Annotated in this window: 16 protein-coding genes and 1 other RNA gene; 9 read left to right on the forward strand and 8 right to left on the reverse strand. The window is 31.8% G+C overall.

Features of this window, described 5'->3' with window-relative positions; translation table 11 throughout:
• Positions 1 to 63: 63 nt before the first annotated feature.
• A complete protein-coding gene (locus QMA06_RS10795) occupies positions 64 to 1,092 on the reverse strand; it encodes a glutaminyl-peptide cyclotransferase (protein ID WP_290206865.1) in 1,029 nt (342 codons plus the stop codon).
• A 98-nt stretch (positions 1,093 to 1,190) separates the two neighbouring features.
• Between QMA06_RS10795 and ffs the strand changes: the two genes are divergently transcribed.
• The 3 genes from ffs to fsa all read left to right on the forward strand — a co-directional run bounded on the left by ffs (position 1,191) and on the right by fsa (position 3,268).
• Positions 1,191 to 1,289: signal recognition particle sRNA small type (gene ffs / locus QMA06_RS10800), an RNA gene on the forward strand.
• A 164-nt stretch (positions 1,290 to 1,453) separates the two neighbouring features.
• On the forward strand, positions 1,454 to 2,257 hold the full coding sequence (locus tag QMA06_RS10805) for an SDR family oxidoreductase (RefSeq protein WP_290206866.1): 804 nt from the start codon (positions 1,454 to 1,456) through the stop codon (positions 2,255 to 2,257).
• Positions 2,258 to 2,614: 357 nt separating this feature from the next.
• Positions 2,615 to 3,268, forward strand: a complete 654-nt coding sequence (fsa, locus tag QMA06_RS10810) for a fructose-6-phosphate aldolase (RefSeq protein ID WP_290206867.1) — start codon at positions 2,615 to 2,617, stop codon at positions 3,266 to 3,268.
• 50 nt (positions 3,269 to 3,318) lie between these two features.
• Here the strand turns inward: fsa and QMA06_RS10815 are convergent, their stop codons facing one another.
• On the reverse strand, positions 3,319 to 4,821 hold the full coding sequence (locus tag QMA06_RS10815; RefSeq protein WP_290206868.1) for a TlpA family protein disulfide reductase: 1,503 nt from the start codon (positions 4,819 to 4,821) through the stop codon (positions 3,319 to 3,321).
• Between the two features lie 124 nt (positions 4,822 to 4,945).
• On the opposite strand from QMA06_RS10815, the gene QMA06_RS10820 reads away from it, so the two are divergent.
• Complete coding sequence (locus tag QMA06_RS10820; protein ID WP_290206869.1) at positions 4,946 to 6,574, forward strand: ABC-F family ATP-binding cassette domain-containing protein; 1,629 nt, start codon at positions 4,946 to 4,948, stop codon at positions 6,572 to 6,574.
• Positions 6,575 to 6,927: 353 nt separating this feature from the next.
• Here the strand turns inward: QMA06_RS10820 and QMA06_RS10825 are convergent, their stop codons facing one another.
• Positions 6,928 to 7,167, reverse strand: coding sequence for a putative signal transducing protein (locus tag QMA06_RS10825; protein WP_290206870.1), 240 nt, complete (start codon positions 7,165 to 7,167; stop codon positions 6,928 to 6,930).
• Between the two features lie 539 nt (positions 7,168 to 7,706).
• On the opposite strand from QMA06_RS10825, the gene QMA06_RS10830 reads away from it, so the two are divergent.
• Positions 7,707 to 8,855: a zinc-dependent alcohol dehydrogenase gene (locus tag QMA06_RS10830; protein WP_290206871.1), complete on the forward strand. Its 1,149-nt coding sequence runs from the start codon at positions 7,707 to 7,709 to the stop codon at positions 8,853 to 8,855.
• Between the two features lie 143 nt (positions 8,856 to 8,998).
• Here the strand turns inward: QMA06_RS10830 and ligD are convergent, their stop codons facing one another.
• The 3 genes from ligD to QMA06_RS10845 form a co-directional block, all read right to left on the reverse strand.
• Positions 8,999 to 11,425, reverse strand: a complete 2,427-nt coding sequence (gene ligD / locus QMA06_RS10835) for a DNA ligase D (RefSeq protein ID WP_290206872.1) — start codon at positions 11,423 to 11,425, stop codon at positions 8,999 to 9,001.
• Between the two features lies 1 nt (position 11,426).
• Positions 11,427 to 12,200 (reverse strand): non-homologous end joining protein Ku, encoded by a 774-nt coding sequence (ku, locus tag QMA06_RS10840; RefSeq protein WP_290206873.1) that lies wholly within the window; start codon positions 12,198 to 12,200, stop codon positions 11,427 to 11,429.
• A gap of 665 nt (positions 12,201 to 12,865) precedes the next feature.
• Positions 12,866 to 13,258 (reverse strand): hypothetical protein, encoded by a 393-nt coding sequence (locus QMA06_RS10845; protein WP_290206874.1) that lies wholly within the window; start codon positions 13,256 to 13,258, stop codon positions 12,866 to 12,868.
• A 628-nt stretch (positions 13,259 to 13,886) separates the two neighbouring features.
• Here QMA06_RS10845 and QMA06_RS10850 point away from each other — a divergent pair.
• Complete coding sequence (locus QMA06_RS10850) at positions 13,887 to 14,717, forward strand: universal stress protein (protein ID WP_290206875.1); 831 nt, start codon at positions 13,887 to 13,889, stop codon at positions 14,715 to 14,717.
• Positions 14,718 to 14,868: 151 nt separating this feature from the next.
• Here QMA06_RS10850 and QMA06_RS10855 read toward each other — a convergent pair whose 3' ends face one another.
• Complete coding sequence (locus QMA06_RS10855) at positions 14,869 to 15,354, reverse strand: hypothetical protein (RefSeq protein WP_290206876.1); 486 nt, start codon at positions 15,352 to 15,354, stop codon at positions 14,869 to 14,871.
• A 130-nt stretch (positions 15,355 to 15,484) separates the two neighbouring features.
• On the reverse strand, positions 15,485 to 16,318 hold the full coding sequence (locus tag QMA06_RS10860) for a universal stress protein (RefSeq protein ID WP_290206877.1): 834 nt from the start codon (positions 16,316 to 16,318) through the stop codon (positions 15,485 to 15,487).
• Between the two features lie 551 nt (positions 16,319 to 16,869).
• Between QMA06_RS10860 and deoD the strand changes: the two genes are divergently transcribed.
• Genes deoD through QMA06_RS10875 form a run of 3 tightly spaced genes read left to right on the forward strand, consistent with a single transcriptional unit; the run spans position 16,870 to position 18,556 of the window.
• On the forward strand, positions 16,870 to 17,568 hold the full coding sequence (gene deoD, locus QMA06_RS10865; RefSeq protein ID WP_290206878.1) for a purine-nucleoside phosphorylase: 699 nt from the start codon (positions 16,870 to 16,872) through the stop codon (positions 17,566 to 17,568).
• Positions 17,569 to 17,626: 58 nt separating this feature from the next.
• Positions 17,627 to 18,280, forward strand: a complete 654-nt coding sequence (locus QMA06_RS10870) for a mechanosensitive ion channel family protein (protein ID WP_290206879.1) — start codon at positions 17,627 to 17,629, stop codon at positions 18,278 to 18,280.
• 3 nt (positions 18,281 to 18,283) lie between these two features.
• Positions 18,284 to 18,556 carry a hypothetical protein gene (locus QMA06_RS10875; protein WP_290206880.1) on the forward strand — a complete coding sequence of 91 codons (273 nt, stop codon included), beginning with the start codon at positions 18,284 to 18,286 and terminating at the stop codon, positions 18,554 to 18,556.
• Positions 18,557 to 18,571: the final 15 nt, after the last annotated feature.

The raw sequence follows: 18,571 nt of genomic DNA on the forward strand, positions 1-18,571 counted from the left end.
TCTATCAAGTTGTCCAAGTCTTATTTCTAATTTCAAATAAGCGCCGCAGTCTACGGTCTTTTTCTATTGTTTCTTAATGGTAACTTCAAAAAGTTTGTCCCAATTTTTTCCGGTCACAAAAATAGTTTTGCGCTCAGGATGGTAGGCAATACCATTTAAAACATCTAGTTCTGGGTGCTGCTTCACTAACTTTCTTAATGGTTTAAAATCAATGACACCTTCAACACCGCCTGTTTTGGGATTTATAATTACAACTCCATTACGCTGATATATGTTGGCAAATATTTTGCCGTCAATCCACTCCAGTTCATTAAGACTAGGTATTTTCCCTTTTTCGGTATAGACCTCAATATGGCCTTGTTCTGTTAGATTATCAGGATTGAGCATGAATATTTTTTCCGTTCCATCAGATTTAAACAAGGTTTTGCCGTTATTACAAATGCCCCAACCTTCTTTACTTGTACCATAATTAAAGGTGCTTATCTTTTCAAATGTATTAACATCGTAAACAAAACCGCGTTTGGCTTGCCATGTTAATTGATATATTTTATCATTAAGAATGGTAAGACCTTCACCAAAATATTGATCATCTAAATTGATATTGTTTAACACTTCCCCAGTTTCAAAATTAATTTTTCTCAATTTCGATGCTTTCTTCTGTCCTGTGCTTTCATACAATTCACCATTATAAAACTCTAGGCCTTGAGTGTACGACGTAATATCATGAGGAAAGGTGTTTACAATTTCGTATTTATAGATAGAAGGGATAATATTATTAAATACTGTAATAGTTTTAGTAACAGTTTCAGTTTTATCTTCTATTTGTACTGTTGCGGTGATGGTTTTATTTCCTAAAGTCACATTATTTAATATAGCGTTATTTTCTATAGGTTTACCATTTAGCGCATAGCTAACATTGGTGACTTCTAGTTTTTTAGGATTATTGATGGTTAAATTCAGCGTGTCACCAAGCATAAACGATTTTTCCTTGGTATCTATAGATAAACGCGATTGATTTGCTGATGTTGTATCACCACAATTAGACAAAGCTAAGCTTAAAGTAAAGAGAATGAAATATTTAGAAAGTTGCATAAGGTCTGTTTGAATTTTGAGCAAGTTATTAAATAAAATTCAGTTTAAAAATTGATACAAAATCATTGTGTAAATATATAAAGGTTGTATCTTTGCAGCGGCAAGTCCTACACAACCAGCTCCTGCTTAATCCTCCAGGACGGGAACGTAGCAAAGGTACGCGGTCGTAGCGGTGTGATGTAGGTAGCTTGCCTTTTTTTGTACACAAAACTCAAATCTTGAATTACCTTTGGTGACTCAAGATTTTTTTGTTTTGGTAAAGCCCATTCTTATAGTACTAAACTATTCAGATTTTTGGTAGAGTGGGTAAATAATACGTCTACGAATTTTGTAATTTGCAAATTGAAATTTATAACTCATTATGTCTAAGGTAGTTTTAATTACAGGTGGTTCATCAGGAATAGGAAAATCGGTAGGAGAATTTCTGGTAACTAAAGGATTTAAGGTTTATGGTACGAGCCGAAATCCAGAGAATTATCCTAATAGTAAATTTCCTATTGTGGCATTAGATGTTACTAAATTGGAAACTATTTCTACTTGTATTGACCAAATCTTAAAAAAAGAATCTAAAATAGATGTATTATTAAATAATGCAGGAGCAGGAATTACAGGTCCTATTGAAGAGATTCCAGATGTGGAAATTAAACGGAACTTCGAAACTAATTTTTTTGGACCAATCAATGTTATAAAAGCTGTTCTGCCGACTATGCGGCAACAGAATTCCGGTTTAATTATCAATGTAACCTCCATTGCTGGTTATATGGGATTACCTTATCGAGGGATTTATAGTGCTAGTAAAGGTGCACTAGAGATAATTACTGAGGCGTTTAGAATGGAATTAAAAGGGTTTAATATTAATATGACCAATGTGGCTCCAGGCGATTTTGCTACTAATATTGCTGCAGGTCGCTATCACGCCCCAGTTTTGGAAAATTCTCCGTACAAAGCATCTTACGGCCAAACCTTAAATACAATGGACGAGCACGTGGATAGTGGAAGTGACCCACGACAAATGGCAGAAGCTATTTACAAAATTATAGAATCAAAAAATCCCCGTATTCATTATAAGGTGGGTGCTTTTATGCAAAAATTCTCCATTGTTTTAAAAAGAATTCTTCCAGATATTGTCTATGAGAAATTATTGATGAATCATTACAAATTGTAATATTTTAAATACAATAAATGCTGATATTTAAAATATTGGTATGCAATCTTATGCTATTATCCTTTTTATTTTTTCTCGTTAACATGTTATAGTCTTATAGCTATATCATTTGTAATGAACTGGAAGAATTATTTTCCAGTCCATAAAACAGTGATTATCTCTTGGTTTAGAAAACTTGTTTTAAAGAATCAATTAGAATGTAGAATGACAGAATAAAGAGGGATCAGTAGATTTATAATTTGAGCAGACGTTAAGATATTCTATATAATCATTTCCATATATAAGGCTTAAAATCGTAAATTTGCAACAATTTTAAACGAACTCCTTTTTAACAGGAATAATAAAACTAGTTTTTCTATGAAATTTTTTATCGATACAGCAAACCTCGACCAGATTAAAGAAGCTCAAGATATGGGTATTCTAGATGGTGTTACTACAAACCCATCATTAATGGCCAAAGAAGGCATTACGGGTACAGACAATATTATGAAGCATTATGTAGACATCTGTAATATTGTAGAAGGTGATGTTTCAGCAGAAGTGATTTCTACCGATTTTGATGGTATGGTGAGAGAAGGTGAGGCGTTGGCAGAACTGCACGACCAAATCGTTATTAAATTACCTATGATAAAAGATGGCGTGAAGGCATGCAAATATTTTTCGGATAGAGGCATAAAAACGAATGTGACTTTAGTATTTTCCCCAGGACAAGCACTATTGGCTGCTAAGGCAGGCGCAACTTATGTTTCCCCATTTATTGGTCGTTTAGATGATATCTCTACAGATGGATTAAATCTTATTGCTGAAATTCGCCACATTTTTGATAATTACGGATTTGAAACTCAAATATTAGCTGCTTCGGTACGTCACACCATGCACGTTATCGATTGTGCTAAATTAGGTTCTGATGTAATGACGGGGCCATTAAGCTCTATTACAGGTCTTTTAAAACACCCATTAACAGATAGTGGATTAGAAAAATTCTTAGCAGATTATAATAAAGGAAATTAGAAAAGTTATAAGGTTCTTTTCAAAGAACATCATAATTTCTAAATCATAAATTAAAGGGCATCTTGTTTAACGATAAGATGCTTTTTTTGTAGCAATTCTTCAAGTGTTTGATTAAATTCTGAACTAAAAATATTAGCATTGGGATGTAATATTAGACCGTTTTCATCAACAATGATAGCTTTGTTTAAATAATTAACCGCTAAGGTTCTTCGCGCTTGTTTAGAGTTTTTGAACTTAAACTCATGAATGGTAGGAAAGCTGTAATTGTCAATAATATTTTTCCAGAATCGATCGTCATTATCATTCACATTTATTGAAATAAAATCCATATGTGCGAATTGTTGCTTTAACTTATCGACCATATAATGACTATTTCGATATTGCGCTTTAGAATTAGACGACCAAAAATAAATAATCGTTGGTTTTGTAATTATAGACGTAATAAAATGCTCTGTATCGTTATAATTAACTAAGGCAATATTAGGTAACGGATTACCTTGTCGTAACAATTTTAAAGACGATACTAAATCTTTCATGTAAGTTTTGTCTTCTTCATTGGTGCTTTTTTCTAGATAGTAATCGAGTAACTCATTAGCATCATCTTCGGTGTGATTATAACTTATATACTCTCTAGCTTTATATTTTAATAAGTTGTTTTTTATTGTAGGTTCAGAAATAATACTATCAATTAAATCGAGTTTAGATTTGTTGTAACCCATAGCATGTCTATTAAATTTACTATGAAACGGGTTGTTTTTGTAATATTCGCTAATTGCTAAATTATCGATATGCGAAAACAAGAAACGATTATAAGCAAAGAAGTGACTTAATTGACTGGCGTTATAATCGATGTGATTTCTATGATCAAAAAAGTTTTCTGGCAAATCCTTTATATGAATCATTTTATTATTACCAAAATAGGCAAAGGGATAAATTTCTTTATCCGCATACGTGTTGTAATTAATATTGGCCTTAATGATGGATTTAAAAAATTCAGATTCCTCATTCACAGTTAAGAATTCACTAAATTCATTGAGTTGACGTTGGCGTCGTTCTTCAACAAAATCGTTAAAGTTTTCAGGCTCCATTTTAGAATACTCTACTAATTTTTTAGCTTCTTTTTCGTTCGATAAATAGGTTTTTATAAGATAATTATTTTTTTTCGACCCATTTCCAGTAAAGACTAATGATTCATCAAAATCGTAAGTATTTAATCGAAGCATAATACTATCATTAGGCTCCAAAATTAAAACCTGATATTCTCCGCCATGGGTTATGGAATGTAAGCCTGATTGTAGATGCTCAATTTTATGTAAAAACCTATTATTATCATCTAATGTTATAGAATCAACAATTTTTCCTTTAGTGTTGAATAGCACAACACTTTTGTTCTTAGGATTAATAATTTCACCCCCAATATAGGCATGTTCGCTAAAATCATTGCTTTTGAATTGACATCCAAAATTGAGGCATAGCAAAGAAAGAATAACAATTAGACGTGATGCAAGCATGGTTATTTTGTAAGGTTTAATAAACAAAAATATAGGTTGCATAGTGCAACTCTTGTTAATGCCTCGTTAAATCTTGTTATAGCCGCTATTTATTTCGTGCAGTCGCTTTAATTTTCTACTTTTGCATTCTCAAAAAAATAAGGTTAATACTATAAAGGTTTAAGATATGTTATCAGTTTCTAATTTATCAGTTCAATTCGGAAAACGAGTTCTTTTTGATGAAGTAAGCACTACATTCAATAATGGTAACTGCTACGGAATTATCGGCGCTAATGGTGCTGGAAAATCTACTTTTCTGAAAATTATTGCAGGAAAAATGGATCCCACATCTGGAAGTGTGCATTTAGAGCCAGGCAAACGTATGTCAGTATTAGAACAAAATCATAATAAACACGATGAGGATACTGTTTTAGAAACCGTGATGAAAGGTAACAAACCTTTATATAAACTGAAGACCCAAATAGATGCGCTTTATGCTGATTATACAGATGAAAATGCTGAAAAAATTGGTGAACTTCAAGTACAGTTTGAAGAAATGAATGGTTGGAATGCAGATAGCGATGCCGCAGCGATGTTATCTAACTTAGGCATAAAAGAAGATAGTCATTACACCTTAATGAAAGATCTGGATGGTAAGCAAAAAGTTCGTGTGTTATTAGCACAGGCTTTATTTGGTAGTCCAGATTTGCTAATTATGGATGAGCCAACCAATGATTTGGATTATGAAACTATATCATGGTTAGAGAACTTTTTGGCAAATTACGATAACTGTGTTATTGTGGTATCTCACGATAGACACTTTTTAGATTCGGTTTGTACACATATTTCGGATATCGATTTCGGAAAGATTAACCATTTCTCTGGTAACTATACCTTTTGGTACGAATCGTCTCAATTAGCAGCGAGACAACATGCACAACAAAATAAAAAGGCGGAAGAGAAGAAAAAAGAATTAGAAGACTTTATTCGTCGTTTCTCTGCTAACGTTGCCAAATCTAAACAAGCAACTAGTAGAAAGAAAATGATTGATAAATTAAATATTTCTGAAATTAAACGTTCTAGTCGTCGTTATCCTGCTATTATTTTTGAGCGTGATCGCGAAGCGGGAGATCAGATTTTAAATGTTGAAGGACTCAGCGCAAGTTTAGACGGTGAAGTTTTATTCAAGAATATTGATATCAACTTAAATAAAGGAGATAAGGTCGTAGTGTATTCCAAAGACTCTAGAGCTACAACGGCTTTTTATCAAATATTAAATGACAATGAGAAGGCTGATTCAGGTAAATTTTCTTGGGGAGTTACTACTACGCAGTCGTATTTACCTTTAGACAATAGCGCATTTTTTAATAATAAATTATCGTTGGTAGATTGGTTGCGTCAATGGGCACAGACAGAAGAAGAACGAGAGGAAGTAAATATTAGAGGGTTTTTAGGAAAAATGATTTTTAGCGGTGAGGAAGCGTTAAAAACTTCAGATGTTTTATCGGGTGGTGAAAAAGTGCGTTGTATGCTTAGTAGAATGATGATGATGAGAGCTAATGTTTTAATGTTAGACGAGCCAACTAATCACCTAGACTTAGAGAGTATTACAGCGTTTAATAACTCACTGAAGAATTTTAAAGGTACCATTTTATTAACTACTCACGATCATGAGTTTGCGCAAACCGTTGGTAACAGAATTATTGAGTTAACACCTAACGGAGTCATTGATCGTTATATGACCTTTGATGAATATATGAGTGATAAAAAGATTAAGGAGCAACGAGAGAAGATGTATGGTGAGACTATAGCATAATAAAAAAAAAATATTTTATTATGTATTAAGTAGATGCATTCATTTAATTTGTAACGCGGTTTACAAACACTGTTGCCATGTCTAAACCTTTATAATAATTATAAAGTTCTTGATAATCATTACTAATTATTCTTTGGTCACGTAATCGTTACGATTCCCCCTCATTCTTAATTAAGGGGGATCTCTGCTACTTTTAATTCATTCTTAACTATTGCAATTGGAATGATACTTCCGTCGTATATTTTGTGTTGTTCGATACTGCTAATTTGTTTAATCTTAAAGTTTACTATTGAGGTTAATTTTCATATTTCACTTAAGAAGTTTTAGAACTGTTACGCCCATTTTTTGTTTATTTAGGAAGCTTCCATTTCAGCTTTAACACGGTTCACGATTTCCATAGCTTTATTCACTTCATTATTATGGACATATATTTCTTGATACCCCTGATTCATTGAACCATATCCTGCCAAACGTTGCGATTCACCTTCGTCTTTAATAATCGGGACAATACCGACATGGTTTAATTCATCTTTAACTCGTGTTACTAAAATAAAATTACCGTAATAGACTTTTGTATATTCTGTAGTGCTCATAATAATAGGTTTATAATTTATACAGTAAGTTACAAAAAACTTAATAACCTTACACTATCATTTTATTTAAGCGACAAATTATTTTACTGTTTACTAATTTTTGAATCTACCATTATTAAACTGATAATGGTTTAAAACGATTTTAATGAGAGATTTAAAAACGAATAAAGGTTATGTCGTCATTAAAAGAAAATTGAACAAAATATTAATCGTAAGTCTACATTTTTTAAATAAAAAATTTAAGAGTGTCATCATTTTTAAGCCAATCTTTTATTATCACAAAAAGTTTTCTCGATTTCTCTTGTTAGATAACACATCAATGTCACCTAAAATAGGGTGCTTTTGAAAATCATATCTATTATTCTACTAACCAATAATTACCTATCGCTCACAACGCTTTAAGAGATTTCGTGTGTTGGTTCAATAAAAAAAGGGAAATTCCAGATACACTGAATATTAAGATTTTTTTAATATTAAAATTATCTAATATTTATTAACTTCATAATGAGTAGTTTATTAACCAATAAAATAGAAAATTTATGAAAGCATTATGTTATCACGGTAAAGAAGATGTAAGAATCGATAATGTACCAGATCCTAAAATAGAAGATCCAAGAGACGTTATCATTAAAGTAACATCAACAGCAATATGTGGTTCGGATTTACATATTTATGGCGATTTAGTACCTACAATGAAAGAAGGCGACATATTAGGACATGAGTTTATGGGAGAAATAGTAGAAATTGGAAAGGACGTCAAAAAATTTAAAAAAGGAGATAGAGTAGTGGTGCCTTTTACCATTGCATGTGGTTCTTGCGAATATTGCGATGATCATAAATTTTCTTTATGTGATAACTCAAACCCCAATGAAGAGCTTTGTAAGGAAAATCTAGGACATTCCATTTCAGGTCTTTTTGGGTATTCGCATATGTTAGGCGGTTTTTCTGGTGGGCAAGCAGAATATGTTCGTATTCCTTATGCAGACGTGGGGCCTATAAAAGTTCCAGAATCGCTTACAGACGACCAAGCGCTGTTTCTTTCAGATATTTATCCTACAGGATATATGGGAGCTGAAAATGCAGATATTAAACAAGGAGATACCGTAGCCATTTGGGGATGTGGTCCTGTGGGTCAATTTGCAATTCAAAGTGCTTGGATGTTGGGCGCGAAACGAGTTATTGCTATCGATATGATTAAGGAGCGCTTAGACCTGGCAGCAAAAACAAAAGATACTGAGGTTATACGGACCATAGATCCTGATGAAGTGTACGCTAAACTTATGGATATGACCGATGGGCGAGGTCCAGATTGTTGTATCGATGCAGTAGGAGCAGAGGCACATGGAATGGAAGGCTTTAATAAAGATTTAGACAAGTCGCAACCCGATGCCTTAGCACAAATATTCAAAAGTTGTAAAAAGGGAGGAAATGTTTCTATTCCTGGTGTTTACTTAGGGAAGGTGAAAGAATTACCTTTCGGCATAGCAATGAATAAATCGCTTAATCTAAAAATGGGACAAACACATATGCAACATTATTTAGATCCGTTAATGAAAAAAATTGAAGAAGGAAAAATAGATCCATCTTTTATAATTACTCATAAGATGAAACTAGACGAGGCTCCTGATGCTTATAAGAAGTTTAGAAATAAAGAGGATGGTTGTGTTAAAGTAGTACTAACCCCTTAAATATTGTTGGAATTTTAAATGCTTAAACGTTTAGCGTTATCATAAATTCTAAAAAAATAAAACCAGAATAGTCGTGTATTCTGGTTTTTTTAGATTTTTAAATTTTATACTGAGATGCTTACTGAAGTATCTAATCGAGCATATTATATAGAAAGATTTTTCAAAGCAGCTTCCATATCAATTCCCTTTCCAAGAATTTTTTTAAATCTATCTTTGGTATTTTCAATATGTTGAGGCACCGTTTTTATAGTATAATCTTCAATCCTTAAACCAGATTTTACTTCATTCCAAAGTAGAGGTGTAGATACGGTAGCGTTAGGACGAGGTCTTACACTGTATGCTGAAGCGATAGTTTGACCTTTTCGATTTTGTAAATAATCCAAATAGATTTTAGAACCTCTTTTTTTTATGGAACGTTCTAGGGTCGTTAAATCTGGTAATTGTTCTTGAATATATATACAGAGCAATTTCGTGAAATCTCTAGCTTCAGCATAAGTATAGTTACCGCCTAAGGGAATATAAATATGTAATCCTTTAGATCCCGATGTTTTACAATAGCCTTTTATTCTTGCTTTATTCAATATAAATTTAACGGCTTGCGCTGTTTCGATAACTTGCTCAAAGTTGTTATCTTCCGAAGGATCTAAATCGATAATGGAATAATCTGGTTTATCCAATTGGTACATGGTTGAATGCCATGGATGTAATTCAATACAACCTAAATTATTCATATAAAGTAAGGTTGCTTCATTCTGACAGAGTAAATAATTGATTTCTCTTTCAGAGGATTTCGAATAAATAGGAATAGTTTCTACCCATGCAGGTAAATTGTCATTATCTTTTTGATAAAAAGATTCCCCTTGAATACCGTTTGGGTGTCTATGCAAACTTTGCGGTCGGTCTTTGAGATAAGGAAGAATAACATCAGACATTTTAATGTAATAATCCAAAAGGTCGTATTTCGTTAAATTCGCATTTGGCCAATACAGTTTATCTATATTAGTAATAGGCACCTCATTATTATTGAGTCTTAATGATGATTCCGGAGCTTTAGTCATTTTATTGATTTCATGCTTTGATGAGGATACATTGATTTTACCCACAGTAACCGATTTATCCTCACGCAACCGTAAAAATATAGGTTGACGCATGATATTATTTGGTGTCCACTCTGAGAACTTTACTTCGCAAATTAGTTTTGGCAACATCCAAACGGGTTTTCTTCCTTTTAAATGTTGACTAATTTCAAAAACAGGTCGTTCTGTAATATATACTTCAAATTTTTTATAAAGTTCATCTATCTCATTATCTGAAAATCCAGAGCCGCACGTACCCACATATATCAATTCTTCATTTTTTACCATTCCCAAAATGAGTGAAGCAAACTTTCTCGATTTGGTTTTAGATAAGGTGAAACCACAAATTATCGCTTCGGTATTTTCAATTTTCTTAAACTTTAACCAATCAGGTGAACGCGAATTGGTATAGTATTTTGAGTTGGCTTTTTTTGCAATAATGCCTTCCATTCCTAATTCAATAGCCTGATTGTAAACGGTGATACCCATTCCTTCCACATGATCGCAATAAGAAATATGTGAGGTGTCCGGAAGTAAATTTTTTAAAAGTTCTTTTCTATTAATTAACGGCAGTTCCGTGGTGTCGTGTCCATTTAGAAATAATACATCGAAAACATAATATGCTAAATGGCCTTTTGTAGTTTTAGGATTGTAGTTTTGTAATGCATTAAATTGAGGTATTCCCTTTTTATCTAGAATTACTATTTCGCCATCTAAAATAGCTGAATGTTCGATATTGTTTAAGTCGGTATGAATAGCTTTAAAGGTTTCATTGAGAGAAATTCCGTTTCTCGAATATAACTCTACTCTCCCAGAATCTATATTGGCTAAAGCTCGGTAACCATCATATTTTAATTCATAAATCCAATCCTTATTATTAAAAATCTCTTTTGCTGGAGAAGCGAGCATTGGTGTTATATAAGATTTTAAATCGATTTTATTACCTAAGGATTTTGAAGTTGTATTAAAACCTTCAGTAATATAATTTTCAGCATTATAATTTAGACTGGTTGCCACCTCATCCTGATGTTTAATAAGTAGCCATTGATTTTTTTTATGCATTGCAGAAGAGCGAACTAATGTAAATAGACCTTTCAGTTTATTACCTTGAAATGTAAGTTTTAGTTTTCCGCTGGTGTAATCAGTTATTAAATGCGCATTGTCATACAGACTTTCATAATAGCCGCTATCCCAAATGGTCATTTTTCCGGCGCCATAATTTCCTTTAGGAATGACACCTTCAAAAGTGAGATAATTTACTGGGTGATCTTCGGTATGAACCGCTAGACGCTTATCTTTTGGATTCATAGAAGGTCCTTTGGGAATTGCCCAGCTTTTAAGAACGCCCGCTATTTCTAAACGTAAATCATAATGAAGATGACTAGCACGATGGCGTTGCACTACAAACCTAAATTTATGCTCATTACTGTATATATCTTTAGGTTCTGGTGTTGTGGTGAAATTCCGCTTTCTTCGATATTCGTCTAAACCCATGTTAGGAAGCTTTCTTCTTTTTCTGTTCTAAACTTGCTTTTAATTTGGCCATTAAATCCTTAGCGGCGGTCGGTTCAACTTCTAATTTTTCTGCCTTTATTTTCTTTCCAGTAGTTTTAGATTCAATAATTTTAAGTAACTGAGAATTATAGACATCCTTGTATTTCTTGAAATCGAACTTTTCTGTATAGTTTTCAATGAGACTTTCGGCCATGGCGATCTCTTTTTTGGTGCTCTTAGTTTTGGGCACTTTGATATTATTTGGGTCTCTAATTTCTTCTTCGAATCGTATGACATGTAATACCATTACATTCTTGTAAATACCAATAAGGCATAAATTTTCTTTTTGCCGCATTACAAAAGTAGCTACCCCTAATTTTCCTGTTTTTTTAAGTGAATCTCGTAATAAATTATAAGCTTTACCCCCTTCTTTTTGCGGTTCTAAATAATAGGGTTTTTTGAAAAGCATGTCTGCAACTTCTGTTTCTTCAACAAATTCTTCAATATCTATGGTCTTGTTTTTTTTAATATTGGCCCTTTCAAAATCTTCTTTTTCTAGAATAACGTATCCATCATCTTTCTTAAAACCCTTTACGATATTTTTCCATTCTACCTCTTCGCCCGTATCTTCATTAACTCGTTTGTACCGAATGCGTGCATTGTCGTGTTTATCGAGCATGTCTAAATCGAGCGCTCTGTCTTCAGATGCAGAATACATTTTAATAGGTATTGATACAAGTCCGAAGCTAATTGAACCATTCCAAACTGATCTCATAATATAAATATTAAATTAATTATTCCCCTAGTGTATTAAAAACAGTGCTAATACTAATCTTGTGGTTGTCTTTCTTAAATGATTTAGGGGAAATCTCGAGTATTAGCGAAGCAAAATCGGATCAATAGCAAAACATTTAATGTGTGTAAATTTTTCTGAAACGTCTGAAAAAAATTAATACGGCGATTATGGCAAAATTATGACTGTATCAATCCATAATAATAGTGATAAAACTTTCTATTATGACGTGTTTTTTTTGTCATTTTTTTGCTCTACATGCGACCACCGTTCAATTTGATAATAAAGTGATACACTTTAAGTCGGCAACTCCAATCGTCAAGAAATCCATCAATATTTTTCGGCAATTTTACATAATTGCTCAAATTATTAAAGATCTTTAAACCACTAAGATTACGCTTAAAGTCATCGCCATTAAATCACTTACTTTGAAGGTGCTAAACATCTATTCTCCTTTGTTTCGAGATAAACCAATTGAGCTAAATAATTCCCATTCATGTTGATAATTTATCATACTAAAATGTTGCAAATGACTACGTCAGACGTTCAGTGTATCCAATTATAATTTTCGAATATGGTTTTTTTTTGTGTATCGTTCAGATTAATTTAATAGGAATCAAAATAAACCAGCTTCATAATGGATTATATTACTTTAAATTTAAAATGCTATCATCATGCCCAACATTTTCTTCAGGAATAGCATCTATAAACTCGTGAATTTCCAAATCAGCAGTAGGACCGTACGAATTAATAATCGTTCCTTTATGATCTTTATCGGCTTCAATAACATATAAAATTGACATATCGGAAGGATTGCTCATACCTTCATATCTATGCTCTGCCACAATTGATACATCTTCAGAACTGTAGATATAATCTTTATTTCCAATGAGTTTACCATTCTCAACCCTAAAGTTGATAGTATAGCCCTTGTCTTGATACATTTTAAGAAAATTCATTTCATTCTTTGCGTCTGGATCGCTGTAATCTGTGTTTTTATCGTTCATAATATAGATATCATTTATTATTAATGTGTTCAATAATCTAAAATTATTAAATTATACTTTAATAGTTAATTCATATGCGTTAATTGTTGTCTGTTATCAACAGAGTAGTTTAAAGAGTAAATAAATTTTAATTGTTTAGTTATTTATAATTCACTTTGTTTTCAGCATTAATACTATTAAGTACAAACATTGAGACACAAAATGTTTCACTGTTTCTAGTAAAACTTTCTGTTATCGCACTTGTCCCAACTTTTATATGAAGCTAATAATGTTATGGCTAGTTGATGATAAAAGAATATGAATTTAGTTCTTAATATTAGTGAAGGTTTTAAAAAATGCCAATAAAGCCGATTTTGTGTAATTGGTAGACATGTAAGACTTCGAATCTAATACAGCTATGTGTGGCTCGAGTCTCACTGCATGTAGAAAACTCGAGGAGAAAACTTCGCTTTTTTTTGTATGAATCCAGTAAAAATTTCCTCAACTTAATAGCATTTGATTGGGTTTAGTTCTGTTTAGTTGAAGATCCATTAAAGTATCATTATTTACTAAGTAACTTTAAAAAAAAATCTCAAGCTTTATCAAATTTGAATACAACTGACCAATATCAGTTTTTTTCAGAATAACTTATTCTATTTTTATAATCTTAAATCATTTTATTATGGAAAATATACTCTTATTAACAGACTTCTCAAAAAATTCTTTAAAGGCCATTGACTATGCCATGAACCTATTTAAAGGCAATAGATGTAATTTCTGTATACTTCATGTAAAAAGTTCTATTTCATATACAAGCGATGACATTATGGTATCAGGAAATGAAAGTATATATGATTTAATTGTCAAAGATTCAAAAGATGAATTGAATGGAATAGCGCAAAATTTGAATACAAGGTTTAAAACTGAAGCTTATGAATTTGAAACTATTGTTGACTATGATAATTTAACTGATGCTATTAATCAGGTGGTAAAAGCCAATGCAATAGATTTGATTGTAATGGGTACAAATGGTGTAACTGGTGCGAAAGAGGTTGTTTTTGGTAGTAATACTATTAATGTTATAAGACAGGTGAGTTGCCCAACTTTGATAGTTCCTGAAGGTTTTCATCTTAGAAGAACCAAAGAAATACTTTTGCCATTAGATGTTCAAGATACTATGAGCGGTAATGCATTTAGCAATGCTTCAAAATTTGCTCACCGTTTTAGTGAAACAATTCATGTATTAAGGGTTGATCCGAATAGTGAGAATTCAACAGAAGAGAAAGATAAAGAGAACTTAAGCTATTTTATTAAAGATATGAATTCTGAATATCATGTAGTCAACGATATACCAATGCGTTATGTGGTAGACTGTTATATTCAAACTCACAAAATAGACCTTTTAGTTTTATTGGTGCAAGAAGAAAGCTTTTTAGAACGTTTTTTTATGGGATCTTCTACAACGAAAATTAGCAACACGATCCGAGTTCCGCTTTTGGTTTTTCATTCTTAATTAGTTCATAGCTTTTATCAGATTTCTATTTTGATTATATTTTTTTAATCAAACCCTCTTTTTCCAAAGTTTTTATAATTGCATTTACGTAATCGGTAATGGACTTTTTATATTATTAAGATCAACCATATCATAAGTTCCAGACCATATTTTAGATATCTGAACCTTCTGTAAAACTGTAAAGTGAAGTTTCTATGGTAAAAACATCATACCTATCATAGTTTTGTTCGTTGAAAAACGTATCTTGATATGCCAGATAATAACCAATAAATTTTCGCAATCTGTAATCTAACTTAGAAGATTTTCCACTGTATGACACATTGTTCTCAATACCTTTTACCACAGAAATAAGTATAGCATCATAACCAGTAGCCATTAATTTTTCGAGTTTAGCTTCAATTTCCACCTCTGTGTTTTTCGAATTTTGAAACGATTTATCGAAAACAACACTACTTTGTAAGGCATTGACCTTTCTGGCATTTAATTTTCTTATAAATTGAAATTCAAAAGCTTTACGAACTTCTAAATCTGGTGTAACACCAATTACTAAAACATTTTTAGGAACAAAATTAGGATATTCCGGGTTTTTCCATTGTTTGGTCAATTGGGTTGACGCACAATTGAAAAGTAAAAACATAATTAGTGTAATACCAAATACTCTCATAGTATAATCTATACTGTCTAACAATCGTCAGTTTATATCTTTTTTAATGAAGATTTTAACTTTCTCACTAAATCTTCAAAAAATAAAAACTCTTTTCTAAAAATCAATTCTGACATGGAATAACTAAAAAAGGAACTATAGGTTTAAATCCGATTTTTTTAACAATAGGTTCTTTAATTATATTTTCTATAAAACTGTGCTTGTAATTTATCATCGTTAATATATTTATATCGAGTTCTTCAATAAAATCATTAATTTCTTTTGTCTTTTCGTCATAATCTGGCATCCAATGAAATGTGTGCGGATAGTCCTCTAAATAAACTTTCAGCATGGCCAAATTATAATCTTGATTTTTTTCAAAATTATTCTCATTCGAAATATGAACAATTCTAATTTTAGAGTTGTGCAATTCAGCAATACGCTTTAGCGGTAATAATTCTTCGCCATAAAAACGCTTAAAATCTGTTGGAAACGCAATTTGTTCGGGTTTTACAAAATCGAACTCATCCGGAACTATTAAAATCGGACATGTCTTTGTTGCTTTAATTAGATTTACTGTATTACTTCCAAAGAACATACCCTTTGCTTTTGTCGCACCTTTTGTTCCCATAACGACTAAATCTATATGGTGTTTTTGTATTGCGGTTTCTATAGCGTCATCTAAATCGCACTCATTTAAGATAATGTGAAAATTGTGATTGGCATTTGCGTTAGCTTTTTCTGCCATATCCTTTAATTCATTAAGGTCGTTTAGAGCGTTTTCTAACATAGTTCTATTTAATTTATTAGAAATATTAGACATCATAGACACTTTTATTATTGATGCATGTAAAAAATAGAAATCACATTCTTCTTCTGCATATAGTTTTAATGCATATACTGCTGCACTCCAGGCATTATCCGAAAAATCTGTTGGTAAAAGGACGTTTTTTTTCATGGTTTAATTTTTAAGTTATATCGAGAGTTAATTATTATTAGTTTCTTAAGCGATGGTATAAATTAGTATGAATTATGATTTTGATCGAATCATTAAAAATGATGTATTTAGGTAAAATCCTATTTGATTAATCGTAGATTTAAAGAACAGATTTTCGAAAAACAAGTGTTTATTATTAATCATTATGAGTGAATTTATTTTGTGCTTTACTTGAAACTCATTTACGAAAATCATTTCTGTCGGTTTTATTTTGAGTGGTAAAATTAGAAAGTATAAAGCACAAGAACGATGATAAATATCATCTCAATCTTATTGAGACTAATGACTAATATCATTCCATACTGAGTATAATCCCTATAATTTTATCGTATCAGCAAAAATTAAAACCAATTATAAAATTGCTATGATAAGATGTAGATAAGCTTGAAGATACTTTTGATACTGATGCATCTTGCTGATTAGAAATTTTTTTTTGATTGTTTAAACAAACATGTAGAACTTCAAAAAAAAGTAGGGTTGTTAACGTTATTAAATCAAATTAATCTAAAATTATGAGTATTCATATAGAAGCAAAAAAAGGAGAGATTGCAGAAACGGTATTGTTACCAGGCGACCCAATGCGCGCCAAATGGATAGCAGAAACATTTTTAGACAATCATAAGTGTTATAACGATGTGCGCGGTATGTTGGGCTATACTGGTTTTTATAAAGGTAAACGTGTTTCGGTGCAAGGTACAGGTATGGGAATACCATCTGCACTCATTTATTGCCATGAACTCATTAACGATTATGGCGTTAAAAAATTAATTAGAGTGGGTTCAACAGGTTCTTATCAGAAAGATGTAAAGATTAGGGATATTATAATCGCTATGGCAGCATCGTCAACCTCTGGTATTAATAATTCTCGTTTTTTTAATGCAGATTATTCGCCAACGGCCAACTTTGATTTGTTTATGAAAGCTGCGCTTTACGCTAAAGAAAATAATATTACTATTAAAGCTGGTAACGTCTTATCTGCCGATGAGTTCTATGAAGATGATTTTAATAGCTATAAAAAATGGGCAGAATATGGTGTGTTGTGCGTAGAAATGGAAACCGCAGGTTTATATACCATTGCAGCAAAGTTTAATGTTAAGGCACTTTCTATTTTAACCGTTTCCGATTCGTTGGTTACTAAAAAACGCACATCATCAGACGAAAGGGAAAGCACGTTTAAAACTATGGTTGAGATTGCTTTGAATACGTTGTAGCATATTAAAAATATCTAAAAAAAACTGAATTCCTTCGAGTATTATAAATTAGTCAGCTATGTCAGCAATAGAATTAATTAAAGAATGGTTAAATGCGAATCCATTTGTATGGAACATAATTAAGTTTTTAACTATATTATCTATTGCTTTATTGGTTATTCAGATACTAAGACGTTTTTTAAAAAGAAAGATTTCTAATACTGTAATTCGTTATAAAACTCAAAAAGCGATAGAAATTTTAGGCTATTTATTACTGGTTTTTTTTACCATTACTTATTTTTCTGGAGCTATAAAAGATTTTACCATAATCATTGGCTTATTTACAGCAGGCTTGGCATTTACTTTACAAGAACTGATATTAAGCATCGCTGGCTCTCTGTACATTGTTCTAGTTAAAGTTTATCAACCTGGTGACCGCATTGAAATTAATGGTATTAAAGGTGATGTAATTGATGTGGATAGCATTTACACAACCATGATGGAAATTGGCGAATGGGTAAGTGGCGATAATTATAGTGGTCGTATCGTAAAATTAAGTAATGCCTTTGTATTTAAAGGGCCCATTTACAACTACTCTCAAGATTTCCCTTTTATTTGGGATGAGTTTGATTTACCAATACGATATGGGTCTGATATAGATTTAGCAAAATCAATTGTCATTAAAAATACTTCGGAAATCTTAGCAGAATATACTACAAATTCAAAAGCATAATGGATGGACGTTGTCAAAAAATACTATATAGAAGATGCCCAAGTAGAACCAACATTGGCTATTTCTTTGACTGATAATTGGATTAAATTCAATTTAAGGTACATTGTAGATTTTAAAAAACGACGTCATACAAAACATCTACTAAGTGATGCCATTAGAAAAGGATTCGAAGGCACAAATGGAAAAGTCGTTTTAGCTTCAACAACTATAGAGTTAATTAAAATTCCTGATTTGAAAATAAACTCAGACGAATCAAAAAAACGTCATAATAACTAAAAAGTTAATGGTTAA

This window comes from Winogradskyella bathintestinalis (genome assembly GCF_030407435.1).
In the GTDB taxonomy this organism is placed as follows: Bacteria; Bacteroidota; Bacteroidia; order Flavobacteriales; family Flavobacteriaceae; genus Winogradskyella; species Winogradskyella bathintestinalis.